Source organism: Amycolatopsis albidoflavus (genome assembly GCF_039525725.1).
Taxonomy (GTDB): domain Bacteria; phylum Actinomycetota; class Actinomycetes; order Mycobacteriales; family Pseudonocardiaceae; genus Amycolatopsis; species Amycolatopsis albidoflava.
On the sequence record NZ_BAAAHV010000016.1, the window covers coordinates 238,592 to 260,237 of the forward strand.

The 21,646-nt window shown below is 69.9% G+C and carries 14 protein-coding genes; 7 read left to right on the forward strand and 7 right to left on the reverse strand.

From position 1 onward, the window contains the following. Positions 1-15: 15 nt before the first annotated feature. Positions 16-936 carry a hydroxymethylglutaryl-CoA lyase gene (locus ABD156_RS27255; RefSeq protein ID WP_344279633.1) on the reverse strand — a complete coding sequence of 307 codons (921 nt, stop codon included), beginning with the start codon at positions 934-936 and terminating at the stop codon, positions 16-18. Between the two features lie 61 nt (positions 937-997). Beyond that, complete coding sequence (locus tag ABD156_RS27260; protein WP_344279636.1) at positions 998-1,483, reverse strand: MarR family winged helix-turn-helix transcriptional regulator; 486 nt, start codon at positions 1,481-1,483, stop codon at positions 998-1,000. Between the two features lie 97 nt (positions 1,484-1,580). Between ABD156_RS27260 and ABD156_RS27265 the strand changes: the two genes are divergently transcribed. The 3 genes from ABD156_RS27265 (at position 1,581) to ABD156_RS27275 (ending at position 8,642) form a co-directional block, all read left to right on the forward strand. Further along, complete coding sequence (locus ABD156_RS27265; RefSeq protein WP_344279639.1) at positions 1,581-2,918, forward strand: MFS transporter; 1,338 nt, start codon at positions 1,581-1,583, stop codon at positions 2,916-2,918. A 134-nt stretch (positions 2,919-3,052) separates the two neighbouring features. Further along, on the forward strand, positions 3,053-4,486 hold the full coding sequence (locus tag ABD156_RS27270) for an LCP family protein (RefSeq protein WP_344279642.1): 1,434 nt from the start codon (positions 3,053-3,055) through the stop codon (positions 4,484-4,486). A gap of 271 nt (positions 4,487-4,757) precedes the next feature. Next, complete coding sequence (locus ABD156_RS27275) at positions 4,758-8,642, forward strand: Pls/PosA family non-ribosomal peptide synthetase (RefSeq protein ID WP_344279645.1); 3,885 nt, start codon at positions 4,758-4,760, stop codon at positions 8,640-8,642. A 157-nt stretch (positions 8,643-8,799) separates the two neighbouring features. Here ABD156_RS27275 and ABD156_RS27280 read toward each other — a convergent pair whose 3' ends face one another. Both ABD156_RS27280 and ABD156_RS27285 read right to left on the reverse strand, forming a co-directional pair. Next, on the reverse strand, positions 8,800-10,002 hold the full coding sequence (locus ABD156_RS27280) for a CaiB/BaiF CoA transferase family protein (protein ID WP_344279648.1): 1,203 nt from the start codon (positions 10,000-10,002) through the stop codon (positions 8,800-8,802). After that, the gene (locus tag ABD156_RS27285) at positions 10,002-11,192 is read right to left on the reverse strand and encodes an acyl-CoA dehydrogenase family protein (RefSeq protein WP_344279651.1); all 1,191 of its coding nucleotides are present in this window, start codon (positions 11,190-11,192) and stop codon (positions 10,002-10,004) included. The genes ABD156_RS27280 and ABD156_RS27285 overlap by 1 nt, the downstream gene beginning before the upstream one ends. A 118-nt stretch (positions 11,193-11,310) precedes the next feature. On the opposite strand from ABD156_RS27285, the gene ABD156_RS27290 reads away from it, so the two are divergent. Continuing rightward, positions 11,311-12,051 carry an IclR family transcriptional regulator gene (locus tag ABD156_RS27290; protein WP_344279654.1) on the forward strand — a complete coding sequence of 247 codons (741 nt, stop codon included), beginning with the start codon at positions 11,311-11,313 and terminating at the stop codon, positions 12,049-12,051. 145 nt (positions 12,052-12,196) lie between these two features. Continuing rightward, positions 12,197-13,513, forward strand: a complete 1,317-nt coding sequence (locus tag ABD156_RS27295; protein WP_344279657.1) for an MFS transporter — start codon at positions 12,197-12,199, stop codon at positions 13,511-13,513. Here ABD156_RS27295 and ABD156_RS27300 read toward each other — a convergent pair. Further along, positions 13,506-14,678 carry a polysaccharide pyruvyl transferase family protein gene (locus ABD156_RS27300; RefSeq protein ID WP_344279660.1) on the reverse strand — a complete coding sequence of 391 codons (1,173 nt, stop codon included), beginning with the start codon at positions 14,676-14,678 and terminating at the stop codon, positions 13,506-13,508. The two genes, ABD156_RS27295 and ABD156_RS27300, sit on opposite strands and share 8 nt — an antisense overlap. Then, positions 14,675-15,229, reverse strand: a complete 555-nt coding sequence (locus tag ABD156_RS27305; RefSeq protein ID WP_344279663.1) for an OmpA family protein — start codon at positions 15,227-15,229, stop codon at positions 14,675-14,677. The genes ABD156_RS27300 and ABD156_RS27305 overlap by 4 nt, the downstream gene beginning before the upstream one ends. A 406-nt stretch (positions 15,230-15,635) precedes the next feature. Here ABD156_RS27305 and ABD156_RS27310 point away from each other — a divergent pair, with 406 nt between their 5' ends. Next, a complete protein-coding gene (locus ABD156_RS27310) occupies positions 15,636-16,256 on the forward strand; it encodes a DUF998 domain-containing protein (protein ID WP_344279666.1) in 621 nt (206 codons plus the stop codon). Continuing rightward, the gene (locus tag ABD156_RS27315; protein ID WP_344279669.1) at positions 16,253-18,268 is read left to right on the forward strand and encodes a glycosyltransferase; all 2,016 of its coding nucleotides are present in this window, start codon (positions 16,253-16,255) and stop codon (positions 18,266-18,268) included. The genes ABD156_RS27310 and ABD156_RS27315 overlap by 4 nt, the downstream gene beginning before the upstream one ends. Positions 18,269-18,342: 74 nt before the next feature. Here the strand turns inward: ABD156_RS27315 and ABD156_RS27320 are convergent, their stop codons facing one another. After that, positions 18,343-21,615 (reverse strand): GH92 family glycosyl hydrolase, encoded by a 3,273-nt coding sequence (locus tag ABD156_RS27320; RefSeq protein ID WP_344279672.1) that lies wholly within the window; start codon positions 21,613-21,615, stop codon positions 18,343-18,345. Positions 21,616-21,646 lie beyond the last annotated feature (31 nt).

Genomic DNA, 21,646 nt, shown 5'->3' on the forward strand with positions numbered 1-21,646 from the left:
TCCCCACAAGAAAGGTCAGGCGGACGCGAAGCCGGCGCGGGCGACCATGCTGTACAGCGGCCGGCCGAGCGCTTCCTCGCAGGCCGCGGACGCCGCGGCGAGCTGGTCGAGATCGAGGCCGGTGTCGACGCCCATCGCGGCGAACAGGCTGGCCAAATCCTCGGTGCACACGTTGCCGGTGAGCCCGGCCCCGTAGCCGATCTTCGCCGGATGCCCGCCGACGCCGCCCATCGCGGAATCGAAATGCCGGCACCCGGCTTCCAGCGCGGCGACGGCGTTCGCGATCCCGGTACCGCGCGTGTTGTGCAGGTGCGCGACCAGCGGCAGCTCCGGGTTTTCCCGCGACAGCCGCGTGTACAGCGCGCGCACCGAGCCCGGGGTCGCGACGCCAGTGGTGTCGCCGAGGGTCACCAGACTCGCGCCGAGGTCGGCGAACCGCGCGACATCCTCGGCCACCCGGCCCGGGTCGACCTTGCCCTCGAACGGACAGCCGAACGCCACCGAAACCACGCCGACCAAGCGAAACCGCCCGTCGGCGAGCTTGACCATCTCGGTCACGCGTTCCCACTGCCCGGCGCGCGTGGTGCGCAGGTTCCGCTCGGTGTGCGCCTCGGTCGCCGACACCAGCAGGCTCAGTTCCTCGGCGCCGTGCCCGGCTTCGAGGTCGGCGAGCGCGCGTTCGACGGCACGCGGATTCGGGCAGGTCGCCTTGAACGCGACACCCGGGCTCCGGTCGATCCCGGCGAGCACCTCGGAGGCGTCGGAGAACCCGGGCACCCGCGCGGGATGGCTGTAGCTGGTCGCCTCGATCCGGCGGAAACCGGTGCGCGCGAAGGAGTTCAGCAGCGCGATCTTCGTCGCGGTCGGCACGGGCTCCGGCTCGTGCTGCAGCCCGTCGCGGGCGAAGCACTCGCAGATCGTGACGGCGTCGGACATCCTGGGCCCACCTCCTCGTCGGTGGTTCCAGAACTACGCGAGGGTGTTGATAAAGTCAACACTACTCGGCGGCCGGGTGAGCCCGCTCACTCTCCTCGACGGCCAGCGCGTGCTCGGCGAGCTTGTCCAGCGCGCGGTCCAGCACCCGGGCCTCCTCGCCGGTGAGGACGGCGAGGAAGTCCGCGTCGCGCTCGTTGGCGGCGGTGATCAGGCCGCGGTAGGCCCGGGTGCCCTCGGCGGTCAGCGCCAGCTGCGACGTGCGCCCGGATCCGGCGGTGCGGTTCACCAGCCCGCGCTCGGTCAGCCGGCTGACCACGCGGCTCATCTGCGCTTTGTCGAGTCCGGCGCGGCGCGCGAGCCGGTTGAGCGTGAGCGTCGGGTCGGCCGCGATGAGCGCGATCGCGCGCCATTCGCCGAGGCTCACGCCGAAGTCCCGCCGGTAGCGCACCGCGGCGCTGCGCGACATCGCCGACGACGTGCGCGAGAGCCGGTAGGACAGCAGTCCGGAGATGGGGACCAGGTCGTGTCCGTCTGCGCGTTCGGCCATGGCCGGACATCGTAGCCGTTACCCGGTAGGTGTTGACAAACTCAACACTCGATGCGGAGACTGCCACTCGCCCGATCCGGACGAAGGAGTCTCAGCCGTGGCCGAACCATCCGCAGTCACCGGCGCTCCGGCGACCGCCGCTGTCGACCGCAAAGCGACCTATCGCACGATCGCCCGGCGCGTCATGCCGCTGCTGGTGCTGTGTTACGTCGTGAGCTACATCGACCGCACCAACATCGGGATCGCGCAGCAGGGCCTCAAACGGGACCTCGGCTTCGGCCCGGCGGTCTACGGGCTCGGCGTCACGCTGTTCTTCGTCGGCTTCATCCTCTTCGAAGTCCCGAGCAACGCGCTGCTCGCCCGCATCGGCGCGCGCAAGACGCTCGCGCGGATCATGGCCACCTGGGGCGTGATGACCGTGGTGACCCTGTTCGTGCACAACGAGATCATGTTCTACGCCGCGCGCTTCCTGCTCGGCGTCGCCGAAGCCGGGTTCTTTCCCGGCGCGCTGTATCTGCTGTCGCTGTGGTTCCCGTCGTCGCGGCGGACGCGGATGACGGCCGTGTTCTTCATCGGCATTCCGGTGTCCGGCGCGCTCGGCTCGGTGATGTCCGGCTGGATCATGCACTCGCTCGGCGGCGTCGGCGGGCTCGCGGACTGGCAGTGGCTGTTCCTGATCGAGGGCATTCCGCCGATCCTGCTGGCCGGGCTCGTGCTGCTCTTCGTCACCGACGGTCCGGAGCAGGCGAAGTGGCTCACCCCGGAACAGAAGGCGGCCGTGCGCGCCGACCTCGAAGCGGACCGCCGAGACAAAGGCCCGGCGACGGAGAAACACAGCGGCCTGCTGCTCGCCTTGCGCGACCCGAAGGTCTGGATTCTCGGGCTCTGCGCGTGCGGCGCGTATACGCTGGCGAACGCCGTTTCGTATTGGACGCCTCGGATCATCGCTAACGCCGGCGTCGGCAACGTCCTGAACCTCGGCTTCTTCTCGGCGATCCCGCCGCTGCTCGGCATCGTGGTGATGCTGCTGGTCGGCAGGCACTCCGACCGCACCCTCGAGCGGCGCTGGCACGCGGCGACGAGCTGGATCGTGGCGGCGTTCGCGATGCTGGCGATCTCGGTGTCCGGCGGCAACGTCGTGGTGGTCATCCTGCTGCTCGCGGTGATGGCGGCCGCGCACTACTCGGGGCTGACGGTGTTCTATTCGATCCCGTCGATCTACCTGAACGACCGGGCGGCGGCCACCGGGATCGCGGTGGTGACGTCGATGGGTTCGTTCGCGGCCGCCGCCTCGCCGTCGCTGCTCGGGTTCATCGAATCCGCGACCGGGAGCCTGTCGCTCGGGCTGCAGATCAGCGCGGGCATCGTCCTGCTCGCCGTCGTGGTGCTGCTCGTCGGCGTCCGGCCCGGCGATCTTCGCGAACGGCGGCGCTGACCCTCCAAAGTGTGCTGTTCGGCACCGAGTCGCCCGTTTGACCTCGGCTGATTGCCCGGCCGGCCTTCTCTCTCATCGCTCTCACAGGGAACCCGTAGTAGACCGGGTGCCGCCGGAGGGAGGGGCGGTGAGCGATGGAGCGCGCGAACGGGCACTGGGCCGAGCGGATCGGCGTGGTCGCCCTCGTCGCCGTCCTGCTGGGCGGGGCCGCCTACGGGTGGGCCGAACTGCGCGCGCTGCTGTCCGGCGTCACCACGTCCACCGCGCTCGACGGGCAGGCCCGGCCCGGCGGGGACACGAACATCCTCGTCATGGGACTCGATTCGCGGCTCGACGAGCGGGGCGAACCGCTGCCCGCCGAACTGTACGAACAATTGCACGCGGGGGACCAGAACGTCGGCGGGTACAACACCGACGTCCTGATGCTGCTGCACGTCCCGGCCGACGGCGGGCATCCGACGGTCATCTCGATCCCGCGCGACGACTACACCGACCTCGCCGGCTGTCCGGACGGGGTGTGCAAGGGCAAGATCAAGGAGGCTTACGGGTACGCGTTCGCCGCGGAGTCCAAACTTCTCGCCGCGCAAGGCGTCACCGAGAAGGCGGCTCGCGAACAGAGGTCCCGGGACGCCGGCCGCGCGGCAGAAGTCGCGACGGTCCGCCAGTTCCTCGGAGGGGTCGCGGTGGACCATTTCGTCGAAGTCACCCTGGTCGCGTTCTTCCAGTTGGCTCAGGTCGTGCAGCCGATCACGGTGTGCTTGGCCGACAGTACGCGCGACAGCTATTCCGGCGCGGATTTCCCGGCCGGTCAGCAGCAGATTTCCGCGGCGCAGGCACTCGCGTTCGTGCGGCAGGGCCACGATCCGCGGCACGAGTTCACCGACCTGGACCGGGAACGGCGCCAGCAAGCGTTTCTCGTTTCGCTGGCGCACCAGCTGAAAGAAGGACGGGTGTTCGGCGATCCGGTGAAACTCGGCCAGCTGGTTTCGGTCGCGAAACAGAACATCGCGATCGATTCCGGGCTTGACCTGAACGCACTGGCCCGGCAGGCGGAAACATTCGCCGGCGGGGATCTGACCCTGGCGTCGCTTCCGGTCGAAAGGTTCGAAAAAGACGCACGGGGCGAAGACGTCAACATTGTCGATCCGGTGAAAATCCGTGCCGCCGCGGCCCGGCTGCTCGGCCGGACGGTCCCGCCGCCGCCTGCCGCGACGGCCGGTCCCGCGGTCGACGTGGTGAACGCGAGCGGCCGGGAGGGCGCGGCCGCCCGGGTGCTGAAGGCGCTCCCGTCGCGGGGATACCGCGCGGGGCGTACGTCCAGCGCGCGGCACACGCACCGCACCGTGGTCCGCTACGGGCGCGGGGATTCCGCGTCGGCGGCGAAGCTCGTGGCCGCGCTCGGCGGCGGGTACAGCGTGGGCTACGACGGCGCGCTGGCCGCGGGGGAACTGAAACTGGTGCTCGGCACCGATTTCCGGGAAAAGGCGGACCAGGTGGACCCGGTTCCGGTCTCCCCGGTTTCGCCCGCCGACGAATTGTCCGGAGGCGGGGTGCCGTGCGTGCGGTGAACGGGAGAAGCACAACGATCCTGTGAACCCGTTGAGAACGAATTCCGAAATTAACTCTCCCGAGTGACATCGACGGTGATGTGCCCGCTAATGTCCGGGATCGGGTGACGAGCCGCACAGCAGCGGCAGGGGGATTGCCCGAAATCTGATCTTGTTCCGATTTCAGTGCCTGGGAACGGCACTGCTGCTTCAGCCCGGCCTCACGCCGCCCATTGTTGAGTGGCGAACAGCCGGTTTCGTGAGTCCTGTTCTTCTGGAAAGAGGTTTTCCTGTGACGCTGGACGCGGATCGGGCGCGCACAGTCGCGCCCGAGAGGCTCGCCGAAGAGGCGACGGCGGTTTACCGGGCGGGTCCGACGCCTGCCGCGCGCACGCTTTACGACATTTTCGCCGAAACAGTGCGCCGGCACCCGGACGCGCTCGCGCTGGACGACGGCTCCATGCGGGCGACATACCGCGAATTCGCCGCACAGGTCGAAGAACTCGCCGGACGCCTCCGGACCGCTGGGGTCATGCCGGGCGACCGGGTCGGCATCCGGATGACGTCCGGCACGGCGGCGTTGTACCGCAGCATTCTCGCCGTTCTCGCCACCGGCGCGGCCTACGTTCCGGTCGACGCCGACGATCCGGCCGACCGCGCCGAGACAGTGTGGACCGAAGCCCAGGTGGGCCTCGTCCTGAGCGACGCGGGATTGCCGTCCTCTCGCGGACCGCAGTGGCCGCGAGTCCGTCCGCAGCCGGAGGACGACGCCTGGATCATCTTCACCTCCGGTTCCACCGGCAAACCGAAGGGCGTCGCGGTCACGCATCGCGCCGCCGCGGCCTTTGTGGACGCTGAGGCCCGGTTGTTCTGCCGGGCACGGCCGTTCGGTCCGGGCGACCGTGTCCTCGCCGGGCTGAGTGTCGCTTTTGACGCGTCGTGCGAGGAAATGTGGCTGGCGTGGCGGCACGGCGCGTGCCTGGTTCCGGCTCCGCGCTCGCTCGTCCGCGCGGGAGCGGACCTCGGGCCGTGGCTGGTCGAACGCGGCGTGACGGTGGTGTCGACGGTGCCGACGCTCGCCGCACTGTGGCCAGTGGACACTCTGGCCGGCGTAAGGCTGCTCATCCTCGGCGGCGAAGCGTGCCCGCCGGAGGTGGTGACGCGCTTCGACGACGGCACCCGGGAGATCTGGAACACTTACGGCCCAACGGAAACCACGGTCGTCGCGTGTGCGCAGCGGCTGCGCGCGGGCGAACCGGTGCGGATCGGGCTGCCGCTCGACGGCTGGGAACTCGCGGTCGTCGACCCGGAGGACCCGGCGGGCATCCCGGTGCCGTGGGGCCGCAGCGGCGAGCTGGTGATCGGCGGCGTCGGCCTCGCCCGGTACCTCGACGCGGCGAAGGACGCGCAGAAGTTCGTGCCGCTGCCGGGGCTCGGCTGGAGCCGCGCTTACCGCAGCGGCGACCTCGTGCGCGCGGTGCCGGAGGGCTTGGAGTTCGTCGGCCGTGCGGACGGTCAGGTCAAGATCGGCGGACGGCGCGTCGAACTGGGCGAGATCGACGCCGCGCTGCGTGCCCTGCCGGGTGTCGCCGCGGCGGCAACGGTGGTGCGTCGCACGGACAGCGGCGCGCAGGTGCTGGTCGGGTACGTGGTGCCGGAAGGCGAGAGCCTCGATCGCACTGCCGCGCGCAGCCTTCTGCGGGACCGGCTCCCGGCGGCTTTGGTGCCACGGCTGGCGTTGGTGCCGGATCTGCCGGTGCGCGCGTCGGGCAAGCTCGACCGCGACGCGTTGCCGTGGCCGCTGGAGGAACCGACCGCTGCGCCCGTGGTGCCGTCTGATCCGAAGCTGGCGTGGCTGCTGCAGGTGTGGAGCGAACACCTCGGGACCGCCGCCGGGCCGGACGACGACTTCTTCGACCTCGGCGGCTCGAGCGTGACGGCCGCGCGGCTCGTTTCCGTGCTGCGCGAACGGTATCCGACGGCGGCAGTGTCCGATGTGTACTCCTGCCCGACGCCGCGCGAGCTGTACGAACGTCTCGCCGGGGAGCCGGTCGAAACTGTCGAGGCGGAAGAGCCGCAGGTTCCCGCCGTTCGAGGCAGCGGCTGGTGGCAGGCCGGGGTGCAGCTGGTTTTGCTGGCTTTGTCCGGAATGCGGTGGCTGCTTTCGGTGTCGCTGCTCGGCTCGCTGGTCGCGCTGGTGCTGCCGTTGCAGTGGCTGCCGCGGATGTCGTGGTGGGTCCTCATCCCGGCGTGGCTGGTGCTGCTGAGCCCGCCGGGACGGATGCTGTTCGCCGCGGGCGGCGTGCGGTTGCTGCGCGGAAAGCTCGCGCCAGGGGAGTACCGGCGCGGCGGCATCGTCCACATGCGACTGTGGACCGCCGAACGGTTCGCCGCCGTGGTCGGCCCGCCGGGAGTCGCCGGAACGCCGCTTGCCGCGCCCTATGCCCGGTTGCTCGGCAACCGCGTCGGCCGGGGCGTCGATCTGCACTCGCCGCCGCCGGTAGGCGGCCTCGCGGACTTCGGCGACGGATGCGCGATCGAGCCCGAGGCGGACCTGGCCGGGTGGTGGCTGGACGGTTCGGTGCTCCGGATCGGCCGCGTCCGAATCGGTGCCGGTGCCCGGGTCGGCGGTCGCAGCACGCTGCTGCCGGGCACGGACCTCGGCGCCGGATCGGTACTGCTGCCCGGTTCAACACTCGACACCCGCGTGCCGGACGGCGCGGTCTGGGGCGGCTCCCCGGCCGGACCGTCGGGCGAGCGTCCGTCGCGGCCGACCGCCGTGGCACCGCGGGCGAAGCGGTACTCGCTGGCGTTCGCTTTGGGTGGCACCCTGCGGTCGCTGTTCATGTTCGTCACCGCGATCCCGCTGATCGTGGTCGCGCTCCTGCTGATTCCGGCAGCGGACGATCCGCGCACCGCCGCGCTGGCGATCCTGCCGTGGACGCCGCTGCTCGTCTTCGCCGGAATCGTCTTGTACGCCTTGACGATCGTCCTGCTCGTGCGGTTGGCCAGCCTGGCCGTGCGGCCGGGAACCCATCCGGTGCTGAGCCGCGCGGGCTGGGCAGCCTGGTTCGTGCACGAACTGCTGGAAATCGCCCGGCGGCAACTGTTCCCGCTCTACGCCGCGCTGGCGACCCCGGTCTGGCTGCGATTGTTGGGTGCGCGGATCGGCCGCGGCGTCGAACTGTCCACTGTGCTCAGTCTGCCGTCGCTGCTTCGGGTGCGAGACGGCGCTTTCCTCGCCGACGACGTCCTCGCCGCACCGTACGAACTCGACCGCGGCTGGGTCCGGCTGGGCGTTTCCGAGGTCGGGGAGCGCGCGTTCGTCGGCAACTCCGCGGTCGTCGGCCCGGACCGGACGCTCGGCTCAGGCTCGCTGGTCGGAGTCCTGTCCGACACTCCGGCAGAGGTCCCCGACGGCACGTCCTGGCTCGGCCGGCCCGCGTTGGAGCTGCGGCGCACTGCGGACGCGGTCGACCCCGCCCGCACTTTCGCGCCCCCGCGCCGGTTGAAGCTGGCCCGCGCGTTGGTCGAGTCCTGCCGGATCGCGCCGCTGCTCATCGCAGGCCTGCTCGGACTCGCCGTGTCCACGGTGCTGGCCGGAGTGGACGTCGCGGACGGCTTCTGGGTGGCCGCTGCCATCGCACCCGCGGTGTTCGTCTCGGCCGGTCTCTTCGCCGCGCTGCTGACGACGCTGATGAAATGGATGCTGGTCGGCCGATTCCGCCCGGGACGGCATCCATTGTGGAGCGCGTTCGTGTGGCGGAACGAGCTGTACGACACATTCGTGGAGACGCTCGCGGTCCCGTGGTTCGCCGGTTCGTTCCTCGGTACGCCGGTGCTGAACTGGTGGCTGCGGACCCTCGGCGCCCGCATCGGCCGAGGCGTCTGGTGCGAGAGCTACTGGCTGCCGGAAACGGACCTCATCCACCTCGGCGACGGCGCCGTGGTGAACCGCGGCTGCGTGCTGCAGACGCACCTGTTCCACGACCGCGTCATGCGCCTGGACCCGGTCCGCCTCGGCCCCGGAGCGACGCTCGGCCCGCGCGCGTTCCAACTGCCGGGCAGCGGCGTTTCCGACGGCGCGACGGTCGGTTCGGGTTCGCTGGTGATGGCGGGGGAGACGGTTCCGCCGCGCACCCGGTGGCGCGGCACGCCGGTCCGTCCCTGGCGGTGAAGCCCCGGTGGGCGGTTCTGCCGAGCAGAACCGCCCACTATCCTGGGGGAGCCATGGACTAGCGTCGGCGGCGACAACCCCGGGGGACAGCGGCGATCTTCGACGAATACCTGACCTGGCTCAAAGCCCAGTCCTGGTATCGCCGGTGAGCCCGAACTCAACCAGACGCCTGCGGCCGGGGAAGCCGTGTATGCGCCGCCCCACTGGCGAGCGCGTCCTCGACTTCTTCTGCGGCAAGCCCCGCCGCGGCAAGCACTTCCCGGGTGTCCGCCCCCGGCGGCCGCGGCGATTCGGCAGCACAGCCGGGTGTCCGGCCGAGCTTCACCGGCACCCCGACCCCGCGATACCCGTCCCGCTCCACCACCATTTCTCGATGCCGCACTTGCGGAGCGTTCATCGCCTCAGCGATATCGTGCACCGGAGACGCCGGAACTCCCTTAGCCAGCAGCAACTCGGCCAAAGAATCCCGTTTGTACTGTCCGATCAGGATCGTCAACTCCTCCCGCAACACTCCCACATTGCGAACCCGATCCGCATTGGAAGCAAACCGCGGATCGGCAGCCAGCCCTGGCGCACCAAGCACCTCGACCAGCGCCGAGAACTGCCGATCATTCCCCGCCCCGACAAAGAACAGCCCGTCCTCCGTCGGAAAAGTCTCGTAAGGCGCGATCGACGGATGCGCCGAACCAGTCCGCCGCGGCACCGCGCCGTCAGCGAGCCACGCCGCCGAATGCGGATGCAGCAGGCTGATCACCGTGTCCAGCAACGAACAATCCACCAGCTGCCCGATCCCGGACCGTTCCCGCTCGTGCAGCGCCAGCAGGATCCCGGAAAGACCGAGCACCCCGGTCACCACATCGACAACCGGCACCCCGATCCGCAGCGGCGGCCCGTCGGCCTCGCCGTTCACGCTCATCAACCCGCCATACGCCTGCAGCACCGCGTCGTACCCAGGCAGTCCGCCGAGCGGTCCGTCGGTGCCGAAACCCGTGATGCGGCAATGGATCAGCGCCGGATACTCGGACCGGATCGTCTCGTCCGGCCAGCCCCACCGCGCGAGCGTGCCCGCCTTGAAGTTCTCCACCACCACGTCCGCGCCCGCGAGCAGGGTGCCGAGCAGCGAACGACCGTCCGGACCGGACAGATCGAGCACGATGTTCTTCTTGCCCCGGTTGAGATTCGCGTAGTAGGCGCTGGTCCCTTCGGCGAGAAACGGCGGACCCCAGCCCCGCGTCTCGTCCCCGGCGGGCGATTCGACCTTGATCACCTCGGCGCCGTGGTCAGCCAGCATCTGCGTGCAGTACGGCCCGGCCAGCACCCGCGACAGGTCCAGCACCCGCAGCCCGTCGAGCGCGCCCATCAGTACGACCTCGGCAGCCCGAGCACGTGCTGGGACACGTAGTTCAGCACCATTTCCTGGCTGATCGGCGCGAGCCGCAGCAGCCGCGCCTCCCGGAAGTAGCGCTCCACGTGGTACTCCCGCGCGTAGCCCATCCCGCCGTGGGTCTGGATCGCCTGGTCGGCGGCCTGGAACCCGGCGTCCGCGCACAGCCATTTCGCCATGTTCGCCTCCTTGCCGGCCGGCAGGCCGTGGTCGTAGCGCCAGGCGGCGTTGCGCGCCATCAGCTCCGCCGCGTCGAGCCGGGTCGCGGCCTCGGCCAGCGGGAACGCCAGCCCTTGGTTCTGCCCGATCGGCCTCCCGAACACGTGCCGTTCCCCGGCGTACCGGACCGCGCGCCGCAACGCCGCGCGGCCGATGCCGAGCGCCTCGTGCGCGAGCAGGATGCGTTCCGGGTTGAGGCCGTCGAGGAGGTACCGGAAGCCCTTGCCCTCCTCGCCGACGCGCGCTGATTCCGGCACCCGCAGGCCGTCGATCAACACTTCGTAGGACGAGACCGCGTTGCGGCCGAGCTTGGGAATCGCGCGCAGCTGCACCGCGTCGGACTCGATGTCCACGACGAACAGCGACATGCCGTCGGTCGGTTTCTCCACCTCGTCGCGCGGCGTGGTGCGGGCGATCAGCACCATTTTCTGCGACTGGCCCGCCTTGGTGATCCAGACCTTCCGGCCGTGCACGACGTAGGAATCGCCGTCGCGGCGGGCGAAAGTGGAGATGCGCGTGGTGTCGGTGCCCGCGTCCGGTTCGGTCACGCCGAAGCAGACGTGCAGTGAACCGTCGACCGCGCCGGGCAGGATCTCCTGGCGCATCTGCTCGCTGCCGTGCTTGACGATCGTGTTCAGCCCGAAGATCGTCAGGTGCATCGTGCTGCACCCGTTCATCCCGGCCCCGGACGCGGCCACTTCTTCCAGCAGCAGCGCGGCTTCGAGGATGCCGAGCCCGCCGCCGCCGTACTGCTCCGGGATCGCCATGCCGAGCCAGCCCGCGGAGGCGAACGCGTCGTAGAACTCGCGCGGGAACTCGGCGCGCTCGTCGCGTTCCGCCCAGTATTCGTCGGGGAACCGGGCGGCCAGCTCGCGCACGGCGCGCCGGATGTCCTCCTGGTCTCGGGTCAGCTGGAAGTCCACAGTGCTGCTCTCCATTGTGCGCATATAAGAACGCTGAGTTCGGATATACGGCCAACGTAAGGCGACGCGCGCTTCGGGTCAAGCTCCGTCCAGGGTGGATGTCGCGATAGGGTTCGTATGTACGAACGCAGGGGAGTCCGTCATGACCGAGTCGACCGCCAAGGCCCACCGGACGGTCGGGCGCGTCACCAGCATCCTGGAGTGCGTCGCGCGGCAGCCCGGAATGCGGCTGCACGAGCTTTCGGTCGCGCTCGACGCACCGAAATCCTCAGTGTTCGGCCTGGTCAAAGGGCTGGTCTCGACCGGCTACCTGATCGAGGCCGACGGTGCCTATCAGCTCGGCCCCGCGCTCGGGAACCTGCTCACCGGCGGCCTGCCCGGCATCGCGACCGCGGCCCGGCCCGCGCTGGAGGAGTTGCGGCGGCGGTTCGGCGAGACGGTGATGCTCGGCGCCGCGGTCGGGGATTCGCTGATCTACGTGGACGCGGTCGAGTCCGAGCAGCCAATCCGCTACTCCGCGCCGTTGCGCACGCGACGGCCGTTGTACCCGCCGAGCGCGGGCAAGATCTTCCTCGCGCACTGGTCGGCGCGACGGCGCGAGGCGTATCTGCAGTCGGTGCTCCCGGATGCGGAGCGAGTGCGGGCGGCGATGGACGAACTCGACACCGTCCGCGCCAAGGGCGTCGCGCTCAATCGCGGCGAAACGCTGCCCGACGTGAGTGCGGCGGCGCGGCCGATCCTGGTCGACGGAGAGGTCGTCGCGGCCATCGCGGTCGCGGGCCCGACCACGCGGATTTCCGAACGCCTGCCCGAGATCGGCGACGCGCTGGGAGACATCACCGCTGCGGTCGTGAAGCGCTGGGAAGCCGCGCGCCAGGGCTGAGCCCGAATTCCCGAAGGCCCTTGACCGGTGTGTTCGCGGTCTCTTAGCATCCGGATATACGCATCAAGCGTTCTCAAATACGCACGCAACGGCGCGCGCCGGCTGGCTTCCGCTCGCCTGTGCCCCAGTTCCGGAGAGCAGGACCATGCCCAGTGTTGTGCACGACAGCGTCGGAACGACCCGGAAAGCCCCGCGCGGAGTCGGGGTCGCGGTGGTCGTCGGCTCCGCGCTCGAATGGTTCGATTTCTACCTCTACGCGTCGATGGCCGCGCTGGTGTTCGGCCATGTCTTCTTCCCGCCCGGCAACGACGCCGCCGCGACCATGGCCTCGGTCGCGACCTTCGCCGTCGGGTTCCTGGCCCGCCCGATCGGCGGCATCGTGTTCGGCGCGCTCGGCGACCGGATCGGCCGCAAGAAGGTGCTGTCGTGGACGTTTGTGCTGATGGGCGTTTCCTCGGCAGGGATTGGGCTATTGCCCAGTTACGCGAGCGCCGGACTTCTCGCGCCGGTGCTGCTCGTCGTGCTGCGGCTGTTGCAAGGACTGGGCGCCGGGGCGGAATTCGGCGGCGCGATCGCGGTCGCGTACGAGCACGCTGATCCGCGCAAACGCGGGCGGCAAGGTTCGTGGCCGGCGCTGGGCGTGAACGTCGGGCTGCTCGTCTCCTCGCTCGCCGTCGCCGGACTGACCACTTTGGACAAGGAGTTCCTGCACGGCTTCGGCTGGCGGATCCCGTTCCTGGCCAGCTTCCTGCTCGTCGGCGTCGGGCTGTGGGTGCGCCGCCGGGTGCCGGAGACGCCGGAGTTCGAGAACCTGGTGCGGAGCAAGAAAAACCGGCCGCGCGGCTGGGCGAACCGGCCGCTGGTGAAGCTGTTCCGCAGCGACTGGCGCGCCTTGGCGGTGGTCATGGTGATCACCATCGGCTACAACGGCGTCAGCTATGTGTTCAAGACCTTCTCGCTCGCCTACCTGACGAATTTCCGTGGCGTGCCAGCGAATATCGGCGCGCTGGGGATCAGCATCGCGAGCGCCGCGGCGATCGTGACCGTGCCGATCGCCGGATGGATCAGCGACCGCGTCGGCGCGAAGAAGGTCGTGGTCGCCGGCGCGGTGGCGACGGGCTTGCTGGCGTTCCCGTTCTTCTGGCTGCTCGACACCGGCGCCAGCTGGCTGATCTGGCTCGGTCTCGTGCTGGCGACCGGCGTCGTGGTCCCGGCGATGCTTTCGGCGCAGGGTGCGTTCCTGGCCAAGCAGTTCCCGGCCGAGGTCCGCTCGACCGGCCTCGGCACCGGGCGCGAGGTCGGGGGAGCGGTGTCCGGCGGGCTCGCGCCGCTGGCCGCGCTGGCGATCGTGGAAGCGTCCGCGACGCACGCGACCTGGGGTGTTTCGCTGCTGTTCGTCGCGGGTGCGTTGTGCATCGGGCTGGGTGCGCTGGCCGATCAGAGTCGCGGTGCGCTCAACTGAGCCGCGGCCACCGGGTGCGGGTCTTGGGCAGCTCGGGGCCGTAGACGGCTTCGGCGACTGAGCGCTTCAGGTTCGCGCAGTGGTGCAGCACGTGCGCCGGAAACCCAGTGCCGGAAGGGCGTTCCGGCGGCTTCTCGGCCCCGGCGGGCGTGAGCGTCCAGCCGGAGCCGAGGTCGATCAGGCTGCGGTGTTTGGTGGTGTAGTACTCCGGCGAAACGTCGATCGCCACGCCGGTGGCACCCGCCGCGGCGGCGACCAGGTGCAGGTGGAAGCGGCTGGAAATCCACGTCTGCCCTGGCGCGAGCGGAAGGCCGCGGTGCCACACGTCGCGGAACGGGTGGAACTCCGCGTCGGGAAGTTCGTGTTCCAGCAACGCGAAAACCTCTCGGTCGACGCGAGGAATCCCTTCCACCACAGCGAGTTCGCCCGGCGGAAGCCGCCACGCGCGCACCAGGTCGAGCACCTGCGCCGCGAGCACGGACGGCCGCTCGGCGCCGATGTCCGACTGCACGCACAGGACGAACTCCCGCGACGTGGGCGTCGTCGGCGGACGCGGGTCGAGGAAGACGTCGTCGCAGGTCCGCTCCACGCCCGCGACCCCGTGCAGGAGTTCGGCGGACGGATCGTCGCGGACGTCGACGACGTCGAACCGTTCGGCGAGCGCGCGCAGCAACCCGGCAGCGCCCGGGGAAAACGGGACGAAGCCCTGTCCGGTCATCGCTGAGCGAGCGTGCGAACGCTGTGCCGCGGCCGCGGCCCCGGCGACCAGTCCGAGGTGCCGGGGCCACAGCGCGTTGACGTAACCGCCGCCGATCAGATGCACGACGTCGAGCCGGCCCAGCAGTTCGATCCCCGCGTCCCAGCGCGGTGCCCGACCGGGGTCGTGCACCGCGGCTTGTACCCAGGACGCGACTTCCCACGGATCGTCCGACGGCGCTTCGCCGCACAGCCGCCACAAGGTGTCCGTGCAGCGCAAACGCGGATGCAGGTCGCCGAACAAATGCTGGGCCGGCCCCGGCGAATGCGTGTCGAGCCAGACTTCGGCGTCCGGTTCGGTGCGGGCCAAGCGGCGGATCCAGGCAGCGGCGATCAGCTCGTCGCCGAAATTCGGATATCCGCTCGGCCCGACCAGGTAATGCCGGCGGGGGGACGGGGCTCGGGTCACGAAGCGACAGTAAGCTGCGTGTCCAACGCCTGCTCGCCCTGGGCCTTTTCGCTTCCGGTCGGCTCCGCCTGCACGCGGTCCTTGGCGACGCCGTCGCCCTCAAGCGCGGTCGAGATCGCCTGCGCGCGCTCTTCGGAAAGCTTCTTCGCCTTTTCCGCGTCCGGGTAACCGGCGTGGGTTTCGACCTTCAGCTTGACATCGTTGCCCTGCATGGCTTTCGCGATCGCGGTGAGGCCTTCCTTGGCCTGGCTGGTGAGTTCGGCCTTCTCCGGCTCGAACTTGATCGGCGAGGCCTGCGAGGCCTGCTGGATCGCGGCGGTGACCGCCTGCGCGGCCGGGCCGTTCTGCCCGGCGGCTCCGTTCTGGCCCGGCGCGCCGTTCTGGCCGGACGCGCCTGCCTCGCCGGACTGGGCGGCTCCGCTGGACTGGGCGGTGTTCTGCCCGGACGCTCCGGATCCGGACGAGTCGTTCGATCCGCCCGATCCGCACGCGCTGACCAGCGCGACGACGGCTGCGGCCCCGACGACCGCCTTGACGAGTGCCCTCTGCATGAGAATTGCGCTCCTTCGGCTGGGTTCGCCGGGATCTGAACACGGGGTCAAGGCAGCGGCAACCGCGGCGCGCCCGGCGAACGCGGCGAGGCGCTGTGCGGTTTCGCGCTGTCAGCAGGGCGGGGGCGGCTGCCCGCCGCCTCACCCGGCAAGGTCGACATCCACCCGGGTGAGGGACCCGGATAGTCCACAAAGGACAGTCAACCGGGCGGTGCTCCGGCTGGTGTATAACGTCCTATTCAGCTCGCGGTGCGGCATTTCGCCCGGCCGCGCCGACGGCGAACCGGAGGCGCGCGTCCGGTCCGCACCGGCTCTGCGGAGACCAGGACCGGCTACGGATTCCAGGGGTGCATCTCAGGGTGTTCCCCGATGCCGAGCCGTCAGAGCCGCCAGCATGCTGATCGATGTGACCCTCATAACGCGGAAGGCCAGGGCGACGGCGCCCGTCATCGCCGCTGCGGCCCTGGCTTTTTCGCTGGTGCCGATCCTCCTGCTGCACGTGGTGGCGGCGGGCTCGATCGACCCGGTCCGCGACGTCATCAGCGACTACGTCTTCCCGCCCGGCGGGGCGGTGCTCCTGGCGGCGGCCTCGCTCGGGCTGGCCGGCGCCTCGCTGGCGGTCCGGCACGCGCTGCTCAGGCAGGGGTTGCCGAAACGCAGCCTGGAGTCGGTGCTGATCGCGTTGTGGGCGGCCGGATTGGTCATCGCGACCTTCTTCCCGACCGATCCGTCCGGCGTCGAAACGTCGTTTTCCGGTGCGGTGCACCGGTATGCCGGTGCGGCGATGTTCGTCTGCCTGCCGCTGGCGGGATGGTTGCTGGCGCGCCGGCGGCCGGAAGCGAAGGCGGTGCGCTGGCTTTCGCTGGCGTCCGGTGCCGCTTCGCTCGCCTTTCTGCTGGCCCACGCGCCGTTGCTGGAGCAGTCCGTGCCCGAGTTCCTGGGGCTGTTCGAACGCGTGCTGTACGCCCTGCTCTACGCACAACTCTTCGCCGTCACCGCGATGGCCCGAGCCGAGGTGGCCGCATGACGATCCTCGCTATCGCACTCGCCGTGCTCGGTGCGGTTTTCTTTTCCACCGGCGCACTTCTGCAGCACGGGGTGGTCACCGGGCTGTCCGGCCGGCCGCGGATCGGCGAGCTGATCCGGGCGCCGCGCTGGCTCGGCGGGCTCGCTCTGCTCGGTTCGGGGGCGGGCGTGCACGCGGTCGCGCTGGGGATGGCTCCGCTGACCGTCGTGCAGCCGGTCGGGGTGATTGCCGTTGCGATTACTGCGATTCTCGACCGGCGGCGGCGGGATCTGCCCGCGGTCGCGGTCACCATGCTCGGCGTCGGGACGTTCGTCACCGTCGCCGCGGACAGCACCACGAGCACCGCGGTCGGCGCCGACGCGCAGACGCGCGCGGCATTGCTGGTGCTGGGGGCCGTGGCGTTGCTGACTTTGATCGGCGCGATTTCTTCCCGTCCGTCGATCCGCGGGCTGTGTTTCGGCGCGGCCGGTGGCGCCGCCTACGGCTTCGTCTCGGTGTTGATGCGAGCGGTTTCCCTCGAAGTCCAAGAGGGCACGGTCGATTTCAGCACCGCGGTGTCGGTCGCCGCGATGGTGACGGCGCTGCTGGCCGGCGGCTGGCTCGTGCAGCTGTCCTACCGGTGCGGTCCGCCGCATCTCGCCGTCGCGTGCCTGACCGTCGTGGATCCGCTGGTCGCGGTGGGTCTAGGCGCCGGAGTGCTCGGCGAAGCCACCCACCTAGACGCCACGGCGACTGCGGTCGCGCTGACCGCCGCGGTACTGGCCGTCGGCGGCGTCGCGGTGCTGAGCCGCAGCAGTTCTTCTCCTGTCCATTCCACCAGATCGGAGCACCCTGTGAACGACGACCGGGCTTTGCGCATCGTGGTCGCCGCCGAAACCTATCCGCCGGACGTCAACGGCGCGGCGCAGTTCGCGTACCGGCTGTCCGCCGGACTCGCCGGCCGGGGGCACGAGGTCCACGTGATCAGCGTCGACCCGGACGGCCCGGCGAGCACCGAAAGAGACGGCGACGTCGTGGTGCACCGGGTCCGGTCGCATCGCACCCCGTTCCACCGGACCTTCCGGATCGGCCTGCCCTGGGAGGTGAGCAAGGACGTGGCTGCGCTGCTGGAGGAGTTGCAGCCGGACCTTGTGCACGTCCAGGCGCATTTCGTGGTCGGCCGGTACGTCCTGAAGCACGCCGCGTCCAGGGGGATCCCGGCGGTCGCGACGAACCACTTCATGCCGGAGAACCTGTTCGGCCACGTGCGGGTGCCGATGTGGCTGCGCGGCGCGGCTTCGCGGTGGGCATGGCGTGACCTGACGCGAGTGTTCTCGTCGGCTCGCGTGGTGACTGCGCCGACGCCGCGCGCGGTGGAACTGTTGCACGACAACGGTTTCCCGGAGCGTGCCGTCCCGGTGTCGTGTGGCATCGACATCGACCGTTACCGGTCGCGGAAGGTTTCGCGGACGTCCGACGATCCGACGGTGCTGTTCGTCGGACGGCTGGACGAAGAGAAGCGCGTCGACCAGCTGTTGCGCGCGGTCGCGCTGCTGCCCGGACTGCGTGCGGAGATCGTCGGCGACGGTTCGTGCCGGGCGGACTGGGAAAAGCTGGCGGGCGAGCTCGGGATCGCCGACCGGGTGCGCTTCCGCGGGTTTGTGTCCGAAGAGGACTTGCTGGACGCCTACGCGGCCGCGGATCTCTTCTGCATGCCGGGCATCGCCGAACTGCAGAGCCTCGCGACGATGGAGGCGATGGCGGCCGGGAAGCCGGTGGTGGTCGCGGACGCGATGGCGTTGCCGCACCTGTGCCGTCCGGGATACAACGGCTGGCTGTTCGAGCCGGGCAACGTGGGGGAGCTGGCCGAGCGGCTGCACGCGGTCGTCGCCGACCCGGCGACGCTGGCGCGGATGGGGGCGGCGAGCGGCAAGATGATCGCCGGGCACGCGCTGGAGTCCTCTTTGGACTCCTTCGAGGCCTGCTACGCCGAGGCGATGGGCCGGGTCGCGGCGGTGCCCGCGGCCGCCTGAAGCCATCGGGGGGAACTGGGGGATGGCCGGGTTCGCCGGACGAAGGGGAGGGATCCGGCGAACCCGGCCGGACTCTACGCGAGAGTGATCGCGTAGAGCTGGACCCGCGGGTCGTTCGGCAGGCTCACCGACTGGACGGTCTTGGCTCCGTCCACTGTGGAGGAAATGCCGAAGAGCCGCACCGGCGGTCCGTCGACGCCGCTGCCCGCCTTGATCCGGTGCGGCATGTCGAGCACGACTGTCGTGCCGGACGGCGTCGACCCGGCCCAGTCGCCGAACGTCACCGGGAGATCCGCGCTGGATCCGTCGCTGTAGTGCACGGTCAGCGAAGTGGACACCGGGCCGTTGTGCGACGAGCCGATCAGCTGGACCGCCTGGTGCTTTCCGGCGGGCAGCAGCAGCGATTGCCCGCGTGCTTCCACGAAATTCGCGGCGGTGCCGGTCGGATCGGGCGCAGCGTAGGTAACTCCATTGTGGACAAAGGGACCAGCTGGCGGCATCAGATCGGCGTCGTAGCTCCAGCCGCTGCCGTCGAAGTTGCCCTCTGTGGACGCCGCGACGGTCGCGGTCCCGTCATGGTTGCGGTCGTGACTGAGATCGACCGCGCACTGGGTTCCGGACGCCGTCGCGCACACTGTCGGTTCGCGGACCTCGATGCTCGCGGTGCGGGTGACGGTGTTCGCGCCCGGACCGGATGCCTTGAGCTGCACCGAATAGGTGCCGACTGGCGTGTTCGCCGGAACGGTCACCGAGACCGGCGCGGTCTTCTGGGTCGGCAGCCGGAAGGACCACAAGAGCTGCAGCGGATCGGTCTGCACCCGCCAGCCGGACGGTGCCGACGACGTCACGAAGACCGGTTGCGCTCCGGGGTTCTGGCCGAGCACGTCGAGGTTCAAGTGGACAGTCTGCGCCGAGGATTGCTGCGGCAGCACCACGGAACTCGGCCGCAAGGTCGCGTCAACGTGCCGACGCGGATCGCCGGTGGCCTTGTTGACCGACGGCGGTTCCGTTCCCGGCTGTGTGCCCCAGTTCGACGGCTTCGCGCCGACCTGGTAGGCGAGCTGGCCGCCGTGTGAGACCGCGGACCAGTCAAGCCAGGTCTGTCGGACGTCCCGGCCGTTGAGCGAAACGCTTTGCACGTAACGGTTCGCGTCGCTCGCGCCGGGCGCGGTGACGGTCAGCGTGCCGCCTTGCTTGCCCTTGTACTGTCCGATCTGGACAGTCGCCGATTCGAACTGCGGACTGGACACGGCGAGGAAGTTCGCGCCGCTCATCGTCGGGTACAGGCCGAGCGAGGAGAAGACGTACCAGGCGGACATCGTGCCGAGGTCGTCGTTGCCGGTCATGCCGTCTGGGCCGGTGGTGAACAACGTCATCGCCGCACGGACGACGGTCGCCGTTTTCGCCGGCGCGCCGACCCAGTTGTACATGTACGGGGAGAGGAGGTCGGGTTCGTTGTTGGGGTTGTAGGTGGCCTTGGCGTAGTAGTCGTACGGGCTGGCGATCCAGTCCTTGCGCGCGGTGCCCGCGGGGTCCTTGAGCAGGTTGTCGTAGGCGAAGAAGGAGTCGAGCCGCTTTTCGGTCGCCTGCTTGCCGCCCATCAACGCGGTCAGCCCGGCCGGATCCTGCGGGACGAGCCATTGGTACTGGTAGGCGCCGCCTTCGTGGAACTGGTGGTCGGCGTCGACCGGGTTGTACGGCGTGAGCCAGGTGCCGTCCGTGGTGCGCGGGCGGAACTGCTTGTCGGCGGCGTTCCAGACGTTGCGGTACCACTGGCCGCGGTCGGCGAACATGCGCGCGTCGGCTTGGTGGCCCAATCCCTTGGCCATCAACGCGAGCGCGGCATCGGCGGCGGAATACTCCATGGTCGCCGAGGTCGGGTGCTCGCAGTCGTTGTCGCCGCCCTTGGCCGCGCAGTCCTTGCCGAGGGTGAGCCCGCTCGGAATGTAGCCGCGGTCGTTGTAGTAATTCACGCCGGAGCGCCCGTTGTACGGCGAATCGGCTGGTGGCGTGCTGGTCGCGTTCTTCTTGAGCAGCCCGTACGCCTCGTCTTCATGACCGGCCAGCAAGCCCTTCGACCAGGCTTCGACGAGGAACGGCGTTACCGGGTCGCCGGTCATGATGTTCGTTTCGCTGCCCGCCAGCGCCCATCTCGGCAACCAGCCGCCGTCGCGGCCGATCGACAGCACGGACAGCGCGACATCGCGGGCTACCTGCGGTTCCAGCATTTCGAGCAGCTGGTTCTGCGGGCGATAAGTGTCCCAAAGGGAGAAGTTCTGATACGGCGTGTAGCCGTTCGCGCGGTGGACCTTGCCGTCGAACCCGGCGTAGTCGCCGCTGATGTCGCCCGCCAGGTTCGGGTGCAGCTGTGCGTGATAAAGCGAGGTGTAGAAGGCGGTCTGCCGTTCGGCGGTGCCGCCGCTGATCTTGATCGCGCCGAGCCGGTCCGCCCACTGCTTGCGCAATGCGGTGCGGGTGGCGTCGAAGTCGTAGCTGTCGCTGGTTTCTTTCGCGAGGTTGTCCCGCGCGCCCGCGAGACCGGTGTAGGAGAGCCCCACCTTGAGGACGACATCGTGGTCAGTGGCCGCGTCGAAGCTGACCCACGCGCCATTGCCGCCGGTACCCGCGGCGTCGCGGCTGCCCGCGGTGCGGGTGGTGCCGCGCCAGGTGCCGTAGGAGGCGAACGGGCGGTCGAAGGTCGCGGTGAAGTAGACGGTGTGCTCGTCGTGCCCGGCGCAGAAGCCGCCCGCGCGCACGCGACCCTCGAGGGTCCGGTCGCCGACGACGTGGATCTCGGAATCCTTCACGGACTGGTTCGCCTGGCCGGTGTTGAACAGCACGTTGGCCTGGCCGGTCGACGGGAAGGTGTAGCGCTGCCAGCCGGTGCGCGGGGTGGCGGTGAGCTCGGCGTTGACGCCGTACTTCTTCAGCCCGACGCGGTAGTAGCCGGGCTCGGCCTTCTCGTCGTCGTGGCTGTACTCGGATTTGTAGGCGTTCTTGTCGACGGAATCGACGGCGCCGGTGGTCGGCATGACCGGCAGCTCGCCCATGACGCCGCAGCCGACGCCGGAGAGGTGGGTTTGGCTGAAGCCGTAGATCGAGTTCTGCTGGTAGTCGTAGCCGCCCTGGCCGCCGGTGTCGGGGCTGACCTGGACCATGCCGAAGGGGGCGCTGGGGCCGGGGAAGGTGTTGCCGAAGTTTTGGGTGCCTACGAATGGGTTGACCAGGGAGACCGGATCCGCGGCGCTGGTGGCTGCGGTGGCTGCGGTGGTCGTTCCGGACACCAGCCCGGCCACGACGAAGCCCGCTGCCGCGAGAGCGGCCACCCGTCTCTTCTGCGACCACATGGACGCGTTACCTCCAGGGCTGACAACGTTG